The organism is Zobellella aerophila, assembly GCF_039539325.1.
GTDB classification, from domain to species: Bacteria; Pseudomonadota; Gammaproteobacteria; order Enterobacterales; family Aeromonadaceae; genus Oceanimonas; species Oceanimonas aerophila.
In genome coordinates this window covers 47,778-65,184 of sequence record NZ_BAABCX010000001.1, presented here as the reverse complement: position 1 = coordinate 65,184, position 17,407 = coordinate 47,778, and the positions used below count along the sequence as shown (strand labels likewise).

The following is a 17,407-nucleotide window of genomic DNA, read 5'->3' as shown; positions in this document are numbered from 1 at the left end:
CGCCACCCGGCGAAACCCGGCACGGGTGTCGCCGATTTTGCTTTACCCCCACCGGCTCACGTGATAACAACCTAGGCAGGGCATACCGACAAGGGCCATCATGAACAAACGCATCTGGTTTGCCGTCTTGCCGGCGTTGCTGGCCGGCGGCGCCATGCTGGCCCTGTATCGCTCCGCACCGCAGGAAGAACTGCCCCGGCCGACGCCGGCATCCCCGCAGCCGGTAGATTACCTGACCGATATCCGGCCTATTTTCGAGCACAAGTGCGTGGTCTGTCATGCCTGCTACGACGCCCCCTGCCAGCTCAAGCTGTCCAGTCATCAGGGGGTGGTGCGCGGAGCCAGTAAACAGCGGGTATACGACGGCACCCGTACCCAGGACGCCGAACCCAACCGGCTCCATGTCGATGCCCACGACGAACAAGCCTGGCGTGGGCGCGGTTTTTACAGTGTGATCGACGGCAACGGTCCGCTGCCGGCGCTGATGGAGCGCATGCTGGCCCTGGGGCATGACAGTCCCTGGCCCGCCAATGAGCGGCTGCCGGATAGACTGGATATCGCCATCACCCGCAGCAACCGGTGCACCACCGCCGACGAGTTTGACGACTACGCCCGCAAACATCCCTATGGCGGTATGCCTTTCGCGGTCACCGGCCTGAGTGAGGCCGAATACCAGACCCTGCTGAGCTGGCTCGGCCAGGGTGCGCCCGTACCCGAACAACAGACGGTACTTAGCGATGCCATGAGCCAGACTCTCAACCAGTGGGAAGCTTGGCTCAACCGTCCCGAACCGCGCCGGCAACTGGTATCCCGTTATCTCTACGAGCATTGGTTTCTGGCCCATCTGAGCCTGACCGATCATCCCGAGCCCGTGTTTTTCGAACTGCTCCGCTCCCGCACGCCACCGGGCGAGCCCATAGCGGTGCTCGCCACGGTGCGCCCCACCGACGGGATAACGGGAGCAATCTATTACCGCCTGCGGCCCAGGCTCGAAACCCGAGTGCACAAGACCCACATCACCTATCCCCTCAGCCGGGAAAAAATGGCCCGCCTGGAGCAGTTGTTTTTCTCCCCGGACTGGGCGGTCAGTCAACTTCCCGACTACAGCCCGGCCAGCGCCGCCAACCCCTTCGTCACCTTCGCAGCCATTCCGGCCCGGGCCCGCTACCAGTACCTGCTGGACAATGCCCTCTACTTTACCCGTACCTTTATCCGCGGCCCCGTGTGCCGCGGCCAGATTGCCACCGATGTGATCCGCGATCAGTTCTGGGTCGGCTTTCAGTCGCCCGACCATGACCTGTTTGTGACCTACCCGGCCCATGCGGCCGCCGTCGGCGGCTGGCTCGCCCTGCCCGGCCTGACCTCGGATCTGCTGAGCCTGGGGCCGGACTGGATCAGCCACAGGGATCAGCGCAACCGTTATCTGGCCCGGCGGCAGCGAGACTATGCCCGTCAGTATCCCGAGGGCCCGGATCTGGAGCACCTGTGGCATGGCGATCGACACAACCCGGACGCCCTGCTCACCATCTTCCGCCATCATGACAGCGCCAGCGTGATCCGGGGCTGGCAGGGAGCAACCCCCAGCACCATGTGGATCATGGATTACCCCTTGCTGGAGCGCACCTATTACGCCCTGGTGGCCAACTTCAATGTCTACGGCAGCGTGTCACACCAGGCACAGACCCGACTCTATTTCGACTTGATCCGCAACGGCTCGGAAACCAACCTGTTGCGCTTCCTGCCCCCGGCACTGCGCAATGAGTTGCTCCATAGCTGGTACGACCAAAGCGGCAAGCTCAAGCTGTTCACCACCTATGCGGATGTGGATGAGCAAACCCCCAGCCGGCTCAGGGTCTCGGCCCGGGTGCCGCTGGCGGACTTCGGCAGCCAGGTGTTACGGCAACTGGCGGAGGTAAGGGGGCCCGAGGATACCCTCAATCGCTGCCCGGACGGCGACTGCCGGCGGGTGGGCAGCTCGGCGGCCGAACAGCAGGCAGAGCGCAGTCTGCGGGCCCTGACGGGAGTCACGGCGGGCGAATTACCGGCCATCCAGTGGCTGCCGGAGGTGAGCCTGTTGCGGGTGGAAGTTGGCGAGCGACGCCTGGTATACAGCCTGCTGCACAACCGGGATCACTCGAACGTGGCCTTTATCCTGGGTGAAGATCTGCGCCTGCGCCCCCAGAACGATACCCTGACCATACTGCCCGGTATCGTCGGCAGTTATCCCAACTTTATCTTCAATATTAAACTGGAACAGCTGGACGACTTTGTCGCCGCCCTGCAGGCCATGGCCCGCGAGGCCGATCTCAACACCCTCGCCCGCCATTTCGGCATCCGTCGCACCCACCCGCAATTCTGGTTCTACCTGCACGACATGCATGCCTATATGCAGGAAAGCAGTCCCCAGGAGGCGGGACTGCTGGACATCAACCGTTACCTGAATCTCTGATCCCCCGGTGCAGGTGGCCCGCGCTCGGCCGATATTAACCACAACCGGATGGCCCGCAATCAAGGCTTGTTTAGCCGCCCCCCCTCGGGCCTGCTCCTCAGGGCCAGCTGTACCTGACTGACCCGTCGACTCAGAGCGGCCAGGTCAAGCGGGCTCAGCCGGGATTTATTTTCCTGATGCAGGGTCTCCAGCTGCATCAGCAGGGTATGTCGGAGCGCCTCCGGCAATGCCAACTGGGACAGCTGATGCATCACATCCACCATATGGATCACCACGGCCGCATTGCCCAGCGCCGACTGGCGGATTTGCTGGAAGGCCGCATCCACTATGCCACCGTAGCTGTACGGATACAGTTCCAGCCGCAATATCCGGCGCTCATCATAGCAATAGGTTAGGCCCACCTGCCGGGTTGACAGCAAGGCCAGGGCATCGGCCAGCTTGTTGAGGCAATGGAGGGCGGTGTAGGGATCATTGATACCCGGCGACAGGGCCCGCAGCGCCACTTCCACCAGCTGATGGACGGCAAATTCCGGATCCTGGATTGCGGTACGTTCGGAGCCGGTGAGCACCGCGTCGTGCAGGCCCGCGATCAGCGCGGATTTATGTTCTTCCCTGACCCAGACGCGGGCCAGGGTGCAGCCTTCGATCAGGTAATGACCGGGCCGGTAGCAAAGCCGAATAAAGCCGCCATGGCAACTTGCCAGATTGAGCAGCTGATCCAGATCGATCCCTTGCACATAACCACTGGCCGGTGCCGCCACATCCATCAGCTTTTTCTTCAGCTGATGCTGGTGGGCCAGGCTGGGCTCCGCCATAGACGCATCCTCGAGGGGCGGAAACAGGGCTCGCAGGTGGGCTTTCAGCTCGCAGCCCACCCGCTCCAGCACCCGGGGGATCTGGATATAGACGGACACATGGTGGATAAACAAGATCAACAGCATGAAGCTGAAGATACCCGCCAGCAGTCCCACCAGCAGGGTCAGCTGGAAAGGCCTGTGCTGCTGCATATTGACGCCGGCGATCAGACAGTAAATAAAGGTGGCCAGGAAGGCGCCCAGTATCCACTGGGTGGTGCCCTCCGCCATAAAGTTGCGTACCAGCCTCGGCCCCAACTGGCTGGCCGCCATGTTCAGTACCACCAGGGTGATGGAAAACACCACCCCGGTGACGGAAATGGCGCCGGAGGCGATAATCGCCAACGCCTGTCGGCCCGGATCGAAGGCAAAATCCGACAGCCCCAGCAACGGAAAAAAATGCTCAAACCAGGGCATGATCAGCGCCAGCGACAGGCCGGCCAGCGCCAACAGGCCGGGCACAAACCAGAAGCTGGTCCGTATCTGCTCCCAGTAGCGCAGCAATCGTAGCTTCATTCCGCTGCCCCCGTATGAGATTGATACGGTTTCAGTCTTGGCGAGGATCAATGAAGGCGCAAGCAGCCGTTCCCCACGTCGACCCACCCTTCCATCACTTTCAGGCGGCGGATTCTCGTGCCTGCCACCTGAGATTTCTTATCTCGCTGCGCCCGCCGGGAATAACGGGAACCGTTACAGCGAGTGCCAGATGACCAGCAGTACCAACAACGGGCAGACGAAGCGGATATACCAGGGCCAGATACGCCAGAACAGGCTCTCCGCAAGCGCGGGCGTGCCCTGTACCAGCTCCTGAAACAGCCGCGCCCGGCCCCACATCCAGCCGCCCAGCAGGCAGAAACCCAGCGCCACCAATGGCTGGGTATACTGGGTTGCCAGGCGGATGACAAAGCCGAACAGGGCACCGAAGTTCAGGCAGATAACCAGGCTGAACAGGGCCAGCCCCAGTCCCAGCAGCCAGCTCATGGCCGGGCGGGAGGTCTTAAAGCGTTCGGTGCTGTAGGACACGGGAACTTCCAGCATGGAAATGGAGGAAGTCAGCGCCGCTATGCCCATCAGCACGAAAAACACCAGCGACATCCATCCCCCCACCGGCCCCATGGTTTCAAAGAGGGCGGGCAATACCACGAACACCAGGGTATCCGAGCTCAACAGGCTGCCGTCGTCGGCAAAGATAGTCACCCCGTTATGCATGGCCACAAACATGGCCGGCAGGATCACCAGACCGGCCAGCAACGCCACGCCGGTGTCGATCAGCGTCACCTGAAAGGCGGTCGCCGGTATGCTTTCTTTCTTGCTCAGATAGGAGCCGTACATCAGCATGGAGCAGCCGCCGATGGTGAGCGAAAAAAACGCCTGGCCCATGGCGCTGATCAGCAGGCTGGGCTCCATTACCTTGGAGAAATCCGGCACCAGATAATGGCGCAGGCCCTCAGCCGCCCCCTGCTGGGTCAGGATATAGCCGAACAGCAGCAAGAACAGCACGAACAGCGCCGGCATCAGCCGCGCCGACCAGCGCTCTATGCCCGCCCGCACCCCGGCCTGCACCACCAGTATGGTCAGCAGGTAAAACACCAGGGTGCCGATGATATTGCGCCACAGACCAAACGCCTGCAGCCAGTCGGTCGCCGCCTGCCAGCCCAGCATACGGGTGACGGTGGCGGCCAGAAACGCCAGCAGCCAGCCGGCGACGATGGCATAGAAGGTCAGTACCAGGCTGGGCACCATCATACCCGCGTAGCCGATCATCCCGGCCAACCTCCTCTGCCCGCTCCTCCGGCCCAGGGCCCTGACCGAATCAACCGGGTTGGCCTGCCCATGGCGGCCGATGGCCACTTCCATCACCAGCATAGGAAACGCCAGCAGCATCACCAGGGCCAGGTAGGCCAGCAGGAAGGCACCGCCGCCATTGCTCGCCGCCTGGGTGGGAAAGCCCCAGATATTACCCAGTCCAACGGCCGCCCCGGCCGCTGCCATAATAAAACCAAAGCGCGAGCCAAAACTCTCTCTCACTGCATATTTCCTTTTTTGTTAATCTCGTCTGAGATGGCAGAGCGGCGGGCCTCGGGGATCCCAACTTGCGGCGGAGCCCCTGGGGCTTCGCCGATCCGGCCGCGGAAGGCCTGCTTACCGGCTCCTGAACGCCGTCTCAGAGGGTTGGGTATGGGTTATTTAGATGCACAAGCACAGTATCAGGAGTCAGCCGGCTCTTCGTGATAAGGCCAGGCGTTGATCACCGCCTTCACCAGGGTCGCCAGCGGGATGGCAAAGAACACCCCCCAGAATCCCCACAGGCCGCCGAACACCAGCACAGCGACGATGATGGCAATCGGATGCAGGTTAACCGCCTCGGAAAACAGCACGGGCACCAGCACATTGCCGTCCAGCGCCTGGATGATGGCGTAGGCTATCATGACGTAGAAAAAAGGCGTGGTAAAACCCCATTGGAACAAGGCCACCATGGCCACCGGCACAGTCGCCGCCGCCGCCCCTATATAGGGCACCAGCACCGAAAAACCCACCAATACCGCCAGCAGCAGGGCGTAACGCAAATCGAGCAGGGCGAAGGTCACATAGCTGACCACCCCGACGATGACGATTTCGATCACCTTGCCCCGTACATAATTGGCTATCTGACCGTTCATTTCCTGCCAGACCCGGGATACCAGCTCACGGTTACGGGGCAGGAAATGCGCCATGCCGGCCAACAGCTGGGGCTTGTCCTTCAGCATGAAGAACACCAGCACCGAAATCAGGATCAAATACACCAACAACACGGCCGCATTGGCCAAAGAGCTGAGCGACACGCCCAGCACCGCCTCGGTCGACCCCAACAGACGGGCGCGGGTGGCATCCAGCATGGTTTCTATCAGGGTCATATCCACCAGCTCGGGATAGCGCTCCGGCAGGGTGCGCAGCACGTCCTGGCTGCGGGTGATCATCACCGGGATTTCCTTGGCCAGGTTCGCCATCTGGGTAAAGAGGGAAGGCACCAGGCCGACCAGGGCGACGATGGTAAAGACCGCGAACACGATCAGCACCAGACCGGCGGCAAATCCCCTGCCCAGGCCAAGTCGTACCATGCGGCTGACCGGCCATTCCAACAGATAGGCAATCACGATAGCGGCAAACAACGGCGTCAGTATGTGGCCGAAAAAGTAGACCACCACAAAGCCAATCAACAGCATCAAAAACAAGGCGATGGCCCCGGGATCGGAGAAACGCCGCTGATACCAGTGCTTAAGAAACTCCAACATCAACAATTTCCTTATGGGGCTTTGGTAATCACAAGTTCAAGCTGGCCGGGGGTGTCTTCAACCACGACCACGGCATGGCCGGCCCTGCGCAGATAGGCTGGCACATCCCGCCGGGAGCCGGCATCGCTCAACCACAGGGTCAGCGATTGCCCGCCTTGTGCCTGTCTCAACCAGAGTTTGACCTCGAGCAGCGGCAATGGGCAGCGCAGGGGCCGAGCATCCAGCTTATCCATCGTTAACCTTGCGTAAAAGGAAGGCATTATCCCCTTGTTGCGGTCCTCAAACAATGCTTGTTCCACCGAATACAGGGGGTTATCCTGCTGTTAGTTCAGCATATAGAAGGTCATCATAGTGATGCGTCGGTACGTCATCAAACCCCTGGCATTGGCCCTGGGGTTGCTCGCCAGCCCCTTGACTCAGGCAGACAACAACCTGCCCGACATAGGCACGGCCGGCGTCAGCGCCATGTCGGTGGAGCGGGAAGCCCGCTTCGGCCAGGCCTTTATCCGCTTTGCCCGGGCCAATCAGCCGGTGATAGATGACCCCGTGTTAAACGAATACCTGTCTGATCTGGGCCTGAAGTTGCTGTCCCAGACCGACTCGATGCGCTTCCCTTTCCAGTTTCTGCTGATCAAGGATGACAGTATTAACGCCAGCGCCTTCCTCGGCGGCGTGGTGCAGGTACATACCGGCCTGTTCCTCAATGCCGCCAATGAAAGCGAACTGGCCTCTGTGCTGGCCCACGAAATCACCCATATCACCCAGCGCCACATTGCCCGTTATCTTGAGTCCCAGAGCCGCAGCACCCCGCTCACCATCGCCGGCGTGGTGGGCTCGGTCGCTCTGGCCATGGTCAATCCCCAGGCGGGGATGGCGGCCCTGCAGACCACCATGGGACTCAGCATCCAGTCGGCCATCAACTATACCCGGGACAATGAACGCGAGGCAGACCGCATCGGCCTGCGCCTGTTGCATAATGCCGGCTTCGACCCCAATGCCATGGCCAGCTTCTTCCAGAAGCTGGCGGAGCAATACCAGTTTACCAGCGCACCTCCGCAGATGCTGCTGACCCATCCGCTGCCGGCCAGTCGGATCGCCGAAGCCCGCAGCCGGGCCGCCGACTATCCGACCCAGGCCTATCCCGCCAGCCTGAATTTCCAGTTGGCCAAGGCGCGTATCATGGTGCGCTTCCAGCAGGCCGGCACCCGCAATATGCACAGTTATTTTGAGCAGGCCGTCGACCAGGGAGAATGGCTGCCGGATGCGGCCCGTTACGGCCAGTCACTGAGTCTGCTTAAGGAACATGAGTATGAACAAGCCCGGCCCCTGCTCAACGGGTTGGCCAAACGCCATGGTGAAAACCCCTTTATCCTCGATGCCCTGACCGATCTGGATAATGAACAGGGTAGCCATGATGCGGCCATCGCCCGCTTGAAGAAAGCCCAGCAGCGGCTGCCGGACAATCAGATGGTGCTGATCAACCTGGCCGACAGCCTGTTGCAGGCCGGGCGCAACGAGGAAGCGGCCACCCTGCTGGACAACTACCTGAGACGCAATGCCAATAACGCCCTGGCCTGGGAGCTGCTGACCCAGGCCTATCGCCCGCTCGGCGATGAGTCGGCCTTCCGCCAGGCACAGGCCGAGCTGGCCGCCCTGCAGGGTCGCTATGATGTGGCGGTCACCCAGATGGAAATTGCCGCCAACCTGGCCAAAGACAGCATGCAGAGGGCCCGGCTCGGGGCCCGTCTCGAGCAATTGCGGCAACAGCAAAAAGAGTGGGAAGAGCTGCGCAACTAAGTGAAGTCCGGAGCCCGTTCATCGGCCCCAGTATTGGCTGGCCAGGGAGACAATATCTTCGGCCTTCAGCTCTCCCTGATGCTGGCTGGCCAGCTCGCCTTGAGGACTGATGATAAAGGTGGTTGGCAACACCCGGGGGGGCTCGAAGGGCCAGTTACCGGCCAGTTCGGCGACCACCTGCATCTGCAGGTCATAGCGGGCGATCAGTTTTTGCAAGGCCTGGGAGGGCATGCTGTCGAAGCTGACCGCCAGTACCGCAGGTTCGGCCGTCTGGGCCAGCTCATTGAGCAGGGGCAGTTCCCGCAGACAGGGGGCGCACCACTCGGCAAAATAATTTACCACCAACCACCGTCCCCGATAGTCGGTTAACGCCTGCTGCTGCCCATCCACCAGGGTCAGGGTCGCCGCCTCACGGCATCCAGCGATCAAAAAAACGGCCAACAATACCGCCTTATGTCTACCCATGAGCTGTACCCTCCGCGATACCTTTTATACAATGCCGGCTGCATTGCCATTATGGAGTTGATCATGAGCCTACGTATTTACCACAATCCACGTTGCTCCAAAAGCCGCGAAACCCTGGCGTTACTGGAACAACAGGGGATCAGCCCCGAGATTATCAAATATCTGGACACGCCGCCGAGTGCCGCCGAACTGAAGGCCTTGCTGGCCAAGCTGGGCATGCACTCCGCCCGCGAGCTGATGCGCACCAAGGAAGAAGAATACAAGGCCCTGGGATTGGCCGAGGTCACCGACGAAGACGCCTTGCTCGCCGCCATGGTCGCCAACCCCAAGCTGATTGAGCGCCCGATCGTGGTCAAGGGTGACAAGGCGGTGCTGGGCCGCCCGCCCAGCCAGGTGCTGGATATCATAGGATGAGCACCCAACTAGCCCGCAGGCTGGCGCTGTTAGGCTACGGGGGGCTGATCCTCTGGGTCGCCCTCTGGCACGGCTGGCTATCGCCCCACCCGCAACTGGGCGCCGGCTTCATGCTGGCAATGTGGCTGCCCTGGCTGTTTATCCCGATGCGCGGCATGCTGGCCGGCAATCCCTTTACCCATGCCTGGGCGGTGTTTTTAATCATGCCCTATTTTGTCCATGCCCTCACCCTGCTGTGGGTGGATGAAGGGGAGCGCTGGCTGGCACTGGTGGAGCTGAGCTTTGCCAGCCTGATGTTTATCGGCAATACCTACTATGCCAAACTCAGGGGCCGAGAACTGGGCCTGAGTATCCGCAAGAAGAAAGACAGCGGGGAATAGGGAATAGCGGAGACTTGACCCCTGTGGGAGCGGGGTTCGGCCCGAGGTCGGGCCTCCCACAAATATTATGCGTCCCATAAACCCTGCAGGCCCTTGGGCCGACAATGGAGAGATGCGGAAATCCGCTGTGAAGAAAGCCCCGCTCTACCCGTCGGGCCAAGGCCCGACCGACCCCGTTACCAGGATCCTGCCCCAATCCCTATACCCTGATCACACATCCCCTGCTCACAGGCCCAGTATTTCCTTGGCAAACGGAATGGTCAGCTTACGCTTGGCCTGAAAAGAAGCGTTATCCAGCAGATCGAGGGCCGCCAGCAGGGTGCTCATATTCCGGGACAGGCGGTTGAGCAAGAAACGGCCCACGTCGATCGGCAGCTTGAACCCCCTGAGTTCGGATCTCAGCTGCAGGGCGCTGAGCTTGCCTTCATCGTCCAGGGGTTTGAGCTGGTAAGACACCCCCCAGTCCAGGCGGGACGCCAGATCCGGCAGACCCAGGCCCAGCTTACGCGAGGCGCTGATCGCACTCACTATCAATGAGCCGGTGGGGCACTCCCGCCGTCGGTTAAAAAAATCAAACACCGCACGCTCCCACTCGGGCACGGCGGCGATAGCATCCAGGTTATCCAGGCACACCAGGGGCAGCAGTTCCATGCCCTCCAGCATACGGGGCGACATCTGCCGATAACGATCGAGGGATATATAGGCCGCCGCCTCGCCCGAGGCATTGATCTCGGCACAGGTGGCGTGGAGCAGATGGGAGCGGCCGCTGCCGCCCTGCCCCCAAAAATACAGCAGGGCATCTCCCTGGCCGATGGCGGCATTTTTCAGGGCGGTGATCAGCTGGGCATTGTCACCGGGATAAAAACTGGCAAAGGTTTCATCATCGGGCAGTTGCACCGCCAATGCCAGTTGGGCCGGCTGTGTCCCCTCCTCCTGCATCTTGCTCGTCCCCCTCCTTACGTTACCAAGCGGTGTTACCCGGAGACCTCGGCCGATTGTCCGGCCGGGCCATCAGGGATAAAAAAATCGCGTTCAGCATCCGTTTGTCAATATCAGCGGGGCATATGGCCCCATGCTAACCAGAGACCGGCAATCACGGCCAGGCTCAACGGCTGCGGGCCTTGGGCAGCAGCACATTCAAAAGAATACCGACGATGCCGCACAGGCTGATGCCCTGCAGACTGAAACTGCCGAGGCCAAAGGCCATGCCTCCGATCCCGAACACCAGGATAACGGCCACTATACACAGGTTACGGGCCTGGGACAGATCCACCTGGTGCTTGATCAGGCTGTTCAGCCCAACGGTGGCGATGGAGCCGAACAGCAGTATCATGATGCCGCCCATCACCGGCGTGGGAATGGTCAGCATCAGGGCGCCAAACTTGCCGACAAAGGCCAGGGTAATGGCAAAACCGGCCGCCCAGGTCATGACCACCGGGTTGAAGTTTTTGGTCAGCATGACCGCACCCGTCACTTCGGAATAGGTGGTATTGGGCGGGCCGCCGAACAGCGAGGCGGCGCCGGTGGCCAGGCCATCCCCCAGCAGGGTACGGTGCAGACCGGGCTTTTTGATATAGTCCTTGCCGGTCACCGAGCCGATGGCCAGCACGTCACCGATATGCTCGATGGCCGGGGCGATGGCCACCGGGATCATAAAGAGCACCGCCTGCCAGTGCCATTCGGGCGCAACAAAGAGAGGCAGCGACAGCCAGGCCGCCTCTCGTACCGGGGTAAAATCCACCACCCCGAAATACAGCGCCAGCCCGTAGCCGACCGTGATGCCAGCGGTGATCGGCACCAGCCGGAAAATCCCTTTAGCCATGGTCGAGACCAACAGGGTGGTCAGCAAGGCAGACAGCGACAGCCACAGGGCAATGTTGTGCGGCATCAGCTCGGCGGCCCCGTCACCGCTCTTGCCGATGGCCATGTTCACCGCCATCGGTGCCAGGCCCAGGCCGATCACCATGATCACCGGGCCCACCACCACCGGTGGCAACAAACGGGTCAGCAGCCCGGTACCGCGCCAGCGCACCAGCTGACTAAGCAACACATAGACTAAGCCTGCCGTCATCAGGCCGCTCATGGTGGCTGGAATGCCCCAGGTCTGTACGCCATAAAGGATGGGGGCGATAAAGGCAAAGGAAGAAGCCAGAAAAATCGGCACCTGACGCTTGGTGCACAGCTGGAAGATCAAGGTGCCGACCCCGGCGGTAAACAACGCCACGTTCGGGTCCAGGCCGGTGATCAGCGGCATCAGCACCAGCGCGCCGAAGGCCACGAACAGCATCTGAGTGCCGGCCAGCGCCTGTTTGAAGCCGGTATCGGCCAACGCCGGTGGCGTCAGGTGCGCATCAGATTTTTCTGCTGAATTCATTTCATTTAACCCTATTTAAGCGGAAAAAAACCGGCTGCTGCCGGCTTTGTATTATTTGGTACCAAAGATCTTGTCACCCGCATCGCCCAGGCCTGGGATGATATAACCCTGGTCGTTCAGTCGTTCATCGATGGCGGCGCAGTAGACTTCGACGTCCGGGTGGGCCAGCTCCAGTACCTTCAGTCCTTCGGGCGCGGCCACCAGCACGATCACCTTGATCTGGTTGCAGCCCTGCTCCTTGAGCAAGTCGATGGTGGCCACCATGGAGCCGCCGGTGGCCAGCATGGGATCCACCACCAGTGCCAGCCGCTCATCGATATGGCTGACCAGCTTGTTAAAGTAGTGCACCGGCTGCAGGGTCTCTTCGTCCCGATACACGCCGACCACACTGACCCGGGCACTGGGCATATGCTCGAGCACGCCGTCCAGCATGCCCAGGCCGGCACGCAAGATGGGGACTACCGTCACTTTTTTACCCTTGAGCTGATCCACCTCGGTCGGACCGTTCCAGCCGTTGATGGTGGTCTTTTCGGTTTCGAAGTCGGCGGTGGCTTCATAGGTCAGCAAACTGCCCACTTCCCTGGTCAGTTCACGAAAACGCTTGGTGCTGATATCGGCCTCACGCATCAAACCCAACTTGTGCTTCACCAGAGGATGTTTGACCTCAACGATTTTCATTCCATTCTCCTCAACCAGCCCACGAAAAACCGCGGGATACTAGCATAAAGTAGTGTGTGATGGCAGATATGCCGAGTTAATTTTTAGAGAAACGATTTCTTCTTCCCGACCGCCTCTGCTGCTAGAATAGGCAGCCATTCAGTACACCTAATTCTAGACAACGAATAAACGAGGGATCTCGTGACGCAGAACAAACCCCTGAGCTATAAAGACGCCGGTGTCGACATCGATGCCGGTAATGCCCTGGTTGAACGCATCAAAGGCGTCAGCCGCCGTACCCAACGCCCGGAAGTCATGGGCGGCCTGGGTGGTTTCGGCGCCCTGTGCCAGCTGCCTACCGGCTATAAAGAGCCGGTGCTGGTCGCAGGTACCGACGGTGTCGGCACCAAGCTGCGCCTGGCCATCGACCTGCAGCGCCATCAGGGTGTGGGCATCGACCTGGTCGCCATGTGTGTCAACGACCTGATAGTCCAGGGCGCCGAACCCTTGTTCTTCCTCGATTACTACGCCACCGGCAAGCTGGACGTGGATACCGCCGCCGATGTGGTCACCGGTATCGGCGCCGGCTGCGAGCTGAGCGGCTGTGCCCTGATCGGTGGTGAAACCGCGGAAATGCCCGGCATGTACGAGGCCGGCGACTATGATTTGGCCGGATTTTGTGTCGGTGTAGTTGAGAAAAGCGAGATTATCGACGGCACTAAAGTGGCCGCCGGTGACGCCCTGATCGCCCTGGGTTCCAGTGGCCCCCACTCCAACGGCTATTCCCTGATCCGCAAGATCCTTGAAGTGAGCCAGGCCGATCTGCAACAGCCGCTGGGTGAGTCCACCCTGGCCGATGCACTGATGGCACCGACCCGCATCTATGTCAAACCCGCACTGGAATTGATCAAGCAGTTCGATATCCACGCCCTCAGCCACATTACCGGCGGCGGTTTCTGGGAAAACATCCCGCGCGTACTGCCTGCCGGTGCCAAGGCGGTGATCGACGGCGGCAGCTGGCAGTGGCCCGAGGTATTCAGCTGGCTGCAGCAGGCCGGTCAGGTGGAAACCTTTGAAATGTACCGTACTTTCAACTGTGGTGTGGGCATGGTCATCGCCCTGCCGGCCGAGCAGGCCGAGGCCGCCGTACAGTCACTGGTTGATGCCGGTGAAAACGCCTGGCTGATCGGCCGGGTCGATAGCGCCGCCGAAGGCGAGGCTCAGGTCGAGATCAAATGAAGCGCATCGTCGTGCTGATCTCCGGCAGCGGCAGCAACCTGCAAGCCCTGCTCGACTGTGCCTCCGCCGGCCAACTCGGCGGTGAAGTGGTTGCCGTGATCAGCAACAAGGCCGAGGCCTATGGCCTGGAGCGGGCCCGCCTGGCGGGCGCCGCTACCGCCGTGGTCGCCAACGGGGATTACCCCGATAGGGAGGCATTCGACGCCGCCCTGATGGACATCATCGATGGTTACCAGCCAGATCTGGTGGCCCTGGCTGGCTTTATGCGCATCCTAACCCCCGGCTTTGTACGCCACTATCAGGGGCGTATGCTCAATATCCATCCGTCCTTGCTGCCCAAATACCAGGGGCTGCATACCCACAGGCGGGCGATTGAAGCCGGCGACGGCGAACACGGTGCCAGCGTGCACTTCGTCACCGAAGAGCTGGACGGCGGCCCGGTGATCCTGCAGGCCCGGGTGCCCATCTTCGAAGGCGACGACGAAGCACAGGTCGCCGCCCGGGTACTGGTACAGGAACATGCCATCTATCCGCTGGTCACCCGCTGGTTCTGTGAAGGCCGTCTGGCCATGCAAGACGGCAAAGCCTGGCTGGATGGCCATGAGCTGCCGCCGCAAGGCTACGCCGCCCAGGATGACTGAGTGCTGAGTAAGAACAAAAAAGGAGCCGAAAGGCTCCTTTTTTGTTCTACTTAGAGGGAATCGGCTATTCCCGAATCACCGATCACCCATCCCCGTTTTTTCTTCCAGCTGTCGCTCCCGCGTCCTCATGCAACCCCACAATACCGCCAGCCAAAAAGCATAGACCATGACGCCGCTATTATGACCAAAGAACACCTGGGAAATACCAAAATCCATAAACGCCACCGGCAGCAGAGCACCTGCCTGCGCCAAGGCACGCAACTCCAGATCCCTTGCCTGCAAACGGAGAGTAAACAACCTTAACGGCACCAGATATAATGCCAATAATGAAAGCAGTCCAAGAATACCGCGGCGAGCCTGGGTATCCAACATTTCATTATGGGCATGGTGCTCTGCCGCAAACTGGATCACCACTCCCTTATCGGCCAATGCCTGCATGCCTTGCTGATAACCGGACCAGCCCCAGCCGGTAAGCGGCTTTTCCATACTCAGCAAGACGGCGCCGTGCCACATATCGAAACGCGCCCCCAGCGAGGTATTCTTGCTTTCACCACTGGTGTACAGCTGAATATCGGTAAACGCCTGCTGTACACGAGCCTGCACCCCGGTTTGGGGTACGCTGTATACCAGCCCGGCACCCGAAAACAATAATGCGAGTACCATTATCCGGGAGCTGCGTTTTATCTCCCGGCCATAGGCCCGATACAACATCCAAAACACTACAGGCAACCCAATCCAGCCCCCCCGGCTACCGGAAAGCAGCGAACCCAGCATGCCCGCCAAGGCACCCAGCAGCAGCAATGCCATCCAGCCCCGCGCTCTGGGCTGTACCGCTGCCCAGCCCAGACCGGCCAGACAGAAAATGCCCATTAGCATGCTGATATTGCCGAACTGGATCACATAGGTGTAACCGGTGGCCCGCTCTATACCCAAAAACAGTTTTTGCCAGATGGCCCAGCCGGCGGTGAGCACACCACCCACCACCAGCCCAGACCACAAAAACGCCAAGCGGGGGGGATACGCCAGCACAAACAGCAGCACGGGAACGGCAAAGATAAAGCGGCTGGGGCGGTCAAAGGCACTGGCTCCGGCGCCTTCCAGCCACAACTGGACACAGAACAGCAAAGAATACAGCGCCAACACCGCCATGATCTGCTTGTCTTCCTGCTGCAGATGCAGCGCCGGGCGAGAATATAGCAGGCTGAAGCTGCCCAGCAGCAGCAGGGCCGCGCCATATGTATAACCGCTTGGTATTACCAGGGCGATGGCACCCATCAGGAACACCGCCAGGCTGGTATAGTTTTGGCTCAAGGCGCTGTCATCGGCTGGCTGACAGGTTATGGCTGCTGATTGACTCATAAATTCATGACCGTGGCGTTGACGAATTCCTGGAAATGGTTGCTTGTTTAAAACGAGGAATGGGAGGCGACCAGGGTGATCCCCCTACCCGAGCTCACTCACGCCTACGCAGCGGGAGTCTATCAGTAGGCATTCTTGTTCACAAATCCCTTGAACACAGTCCAAAAAATAATGCGTAAGTCCAGCCATAACGACCAGTTATTGATGTACCAGAGATCGTGCTCGACCCGGGATTCCATCTTTTCCAGGGTATCGGTTTCACCACGCAGACCATTCACCTGGGCCCAGCCGGTTATGCCCGGCTTGACCTTATGACGCTTCATGTAAGATTCCACCAGATCCATATAATACTCGTTGTGCGCCAGGGCATGAGGCCGAGGACCGACGATAGACATACGCCCCTGTAACACATTGTAAAACTGAGGCAGTTCATCCAGAGAAGTACGGCGTAAAAAGGCACCGATGGGCGTAATACGAGGATCCTGCCGGGTTGCCTGGGTCACCTGGCCCCCCTGCTCTTGATGCACCGTCATAGTACGAAACTTATATACCTTAAAGCTTTTGCCATTCACCCCGGTACGGTACTGCTTGAACAGCACCGGGCCGGGTGAAGTCAGCTTGATGACAACAGCAATCACCAGACATACCGGCACAATCAGCACACTCAGCAGACTACCAATCACCAGGTCTTCCAGCCGCTTGAGCATTTGTGCCATACCATTCATCGGCGTAACACTCAGATCAAAGGCATACTGGCCGGCTACTTCACTAACCCTGTGGTTGAGCAGCTGCATATCAGCGAATTCGGGAATAAAGCGCACTTCCACCGTGTGGTGGCGCAGGGCATGGAATACCGAGCGCACCGCCGGACCCATCTCCAGCGGCACGCAAATCCATACCTCCTGCGCGCCCGACCGGGCTACCCGGCGGGCCAGGCTGATCAAAGCCCCATCGTCCGCAGCCATTGCACCCAGCCGCTGCACGCCGGCAATGCAATAGCCTTCCTCAGGAGTAGAGCGCATGCTCTGCCCTACCCGCAGGATATTATTCCTTGGCCCAACCAGAAATACCGAGCGAGAAGAACGCCCCATACGCCGGGCTTGGCGCAACAGCAACTGAATGGCAACCCGAGCCACACCAGCCAGCATAAAAGAAACCAGTAACGCAGCTCCCACCCACAGACGGGAATACCGATCCGCCGAATGGGTAAGGTACACCACGGAGGCCACCAGGGCCGCTACTCCCAGCCACACCAGGAACTGACGGGCCAGCAAGCTGGAGATACGGGTAATGCGCCAGCGCTCATAGGCACCGATGGTACTGTTGATAAAGGTAACCAGCAGTACCATGATCACAGTGGCCAGCCAGTAACGCTCCGGCAGATTGAAATGGCCAAAACGCCAGCCATGAGCCAGTACCGCGCCGGCCACTAGCGCCAGCGCATCCAGGAATGGCACCATAATCTGAGCCGGATAACGCTCTGTTAATCCCGATGAATGGCGCGCC

Annotated in this window: 16 protein-coding genes; 6 read left to right on the top strand and 10 right to left on the bottom strand. The window is 60.2% G+C overall.

Translation table 11 applies throughout. The annotated features are described in order from the left end of the window. Positions 1-100: 100 nt before the first annotated feature. Positions 101-2,449, top strand: coding sequence for a fatty acid cis/trans isomerase (locus tag ABD806_RS00310; RefSeq protein ID WP_344953374.1), 2,349 nt, complete (start codon positions 101-103; stop codon positions 2,447-2,449). A 59-nt stretch (positions 2,450-2,508) separates the two neighbouring features. Here ABD806_RS00310 and ABD806_RS00305 read toward each other — a convergent pair whose 3' ends face one another. The 4 genes from ABD806_RS00305 to ABD806_RS00290 form a co-directional block, all read right to left on the bottom strand. Beyond that, entirely contained in the window at positions 2,509-3,819 is a 1,311-nt protein-coding gene (locus tag ABD806_RS00305; protein ID WP_344953372.1) for a DUF2254 domain-containing protein, read from the bottom strand. Between the two features lie 174 nt (positions 3,820-3,993). Beyond that, entirely contained in the window at positions 3,994-5,331 is a 1,338-nt protein-coding gene (locus ABD806_RS00300; RefSeq protein ID WP_344953369.1) for a sodium-dependent transporter, read from the bottom strand. Positions 5,332-5,510: 179 nt separating this feature from the next. After that, the gene (locus ABD806_RS00295) at positions 5,511-6,575 is read right to left on the bottom strand and encodes an AI-2E family transporter (protein WP_344953367.1); all 1,065 of its coding nucleotides are present in this window, start codon (positions 6,573-6,575) and stop codon (positions 5,511-5,513) included. An 11-nt stretch (positions 6,576-6,586) separates the two neighbouring features. Further along, complete coding sequence (locus ABD806_RS00290; protein ID WP_344953364.1) at positions 6,587-6,808, bottom strand: sulfurtransferase TusA family protein; 222 nt, start codon at positions 6,806-6,808, stop codon at positions 6,587-6,589. Positions 6,809-6,929: 121 nt separating this feature from the next. Here ABD806_RS00290 and bepA point away from each other — a divergent pair, with 121 nt between their 5' ends. Continuing rightward, complete coding sequence (gene bepA, locus ABD806_RS00285; protein WP_344953362.1) at positions 6,930-8,372, top strand: beta-barrel assembly-enhancing protease; 1,443 nt, start codon at positions 6,930-6,932, stop codon at positions 8,370-8,372. An 18-nt stretch (positions 8,373-8,390) separates the two neighbouring features. Here the strand turns inward: bepA and ABD806_RS00280 are convergent, their stop codons facing one another. After that, positions 8,391-8,837, bottom strand: coding sequence for a TlpA disulfide reductase family protein (locus ABD806_RS00280; RefSeq protein ID WP_344953359.1), 447 nt, complete (start codon positions 8,835-8,837; stop codon positions 8,391-8,393). A gap of 60 nt (positions 8,838-8,897) precedes the next feature. On the opposite strand from ABD806_RS00280, the gene arsC reads away from it, so the two are divergent. Together arsC and ABD806_RS00270 are read left to right on the top strand one after the other, a co-directional pair. Next, positions 8,898-9,251 carry an arsenate reductase (glutaredoxin) gene (gene arsC / locus ABD806_RS00275; protein WP_425583081.1) on the top strand — a complete coding sequence of 118 codons (354 nt, stop codon included), beginning with the start codon at positions 8,898-8,900 and terminating at the stop codon, positions 9,249-9,251. Continuing rightward, positions 9,248-9,631 carry a DUF2069 domain-containing protein gene (locus ABD806_RS00270; RefSeq protein ID WP_344953354.1) on the top strand — a complete coding sequence of 128 codons (384 nt, stop codon included), beginning with the start codon at positions 9,248-9,250 and terminating at the stop codon, positions 9,629-9,631. The genes arsC and ABD806_RS00270 overlap by 4 nt, the downstream gene beginning before the upstream one ends. 225 nt (positions 9,632-9,856) lie before the next feature. Here the strand turns inward: ABD806_RS00270 and hda are convergent, their stop codons facing one another. The 3 genes from hda to upp all read right to left on the bottom strand — a co-directional run bounded on the left by hda (position 9,857) and on the right by upp (position 12,683). Then, positions 9,857-10,570 carry a DnaA inactivator Hda gene (gene hda / locus ABD806_RS00265; RefSeq protein WP_344953352.1) on the bottom strand — a complete coding sequence of 238 codons (714 nt, stop codon included), beginning with the start codon at positions 10,568-10,570 and terminating at the stop codon, positions 9,857-9,859. A gap of 166 nt (positions 10,571-10,736) precedes the next feature. Continuing rightward, a complete protein-coding gene (locus tag ABD806_RS00260) occupies positions 10,737-12,005 on the bottom strand; it encodes a uracil-xanthine permease family protein (protein ID WP_344953349.1) in 1,269 nt (422 codons plus the stop codon). A gap of 51 nt (positions 12,006-12,056) precedes the next feature. Continuing rightward, on the bottom strand, positions 12,057-12,683 hold the full coding sequence (upp, locus tag ABD806_RS00255; RefSeq protein ID WP_344953346.1) for a uracil phosphoribosyltransferase: 627 nt from the start codon (positions 12,681-12,683) through the stop codon (positions 12,057-12,059). 180 nt (positions 12,684-12,863) lie between these two features. On the opposite strand from upp, the gene purM reads away from it, so the two are divergent. Next, entirely contained in the window at positions 12,864-13,901 is a 1,038-nt protein-coding gene (gene purM, locus ABD806_RS00250) for a phosphoribosylformylglycinamidine cyclo-ligase (protein WP_344953344.1), read from the top strand. Continuing rightward, positions 13,898-14,542 carry a phosphoribosylglycinamide formyltransferase gene (purN, locus tag ABD806_RS00245; protein ID WP_344953341.1) on the top strand — a complete coding sequence of 215 codons (645 nt, stop codon included), beginning with the start codon at positions 13,898-13,900 and terminating at the stop codon, positions 14,540-14,542. The genes purM and purN overlap by 4 nt, the downstream gene beginning before the upstream one ends. A gap of 75 nt (positions 14,543-14,617) precedes the next feature. Here the strand turns inward: purN and ABD806_RS00240 are convergent, their stop codons facing one another. Together ABD806_RS00240 and ABD806_RS00235 are read right to left on the bottom strand one after the other, a co-directional pair. After that, on the bottom strand, positions 14,618-15,853 hold the full coding sequence (locus tag ABD806_RS00240; RefSeq protein WP_344953338.1) for an O-antigen ligase family protein: 1,236 nt from the start codon (positions 15,851-15,853) through the stop codon (positions 14,618-14,620). Between the two features lie 170 nt (positions 15,854-16,023). Then, positions 16,024-17,361, bottom strand: coding sequence for an undecaprenyl-phosphate glucose phosphotransferase (locus tag ABD806_RS00235; RefSeq protein WP_344953335.1), 1,338 nt, complete (start codon positions 17,359-17,361; stop codon positions 16,024-16,026). Between the last annotated feature and the right edge of the window lie 46 nt (positions 17,362-17,407).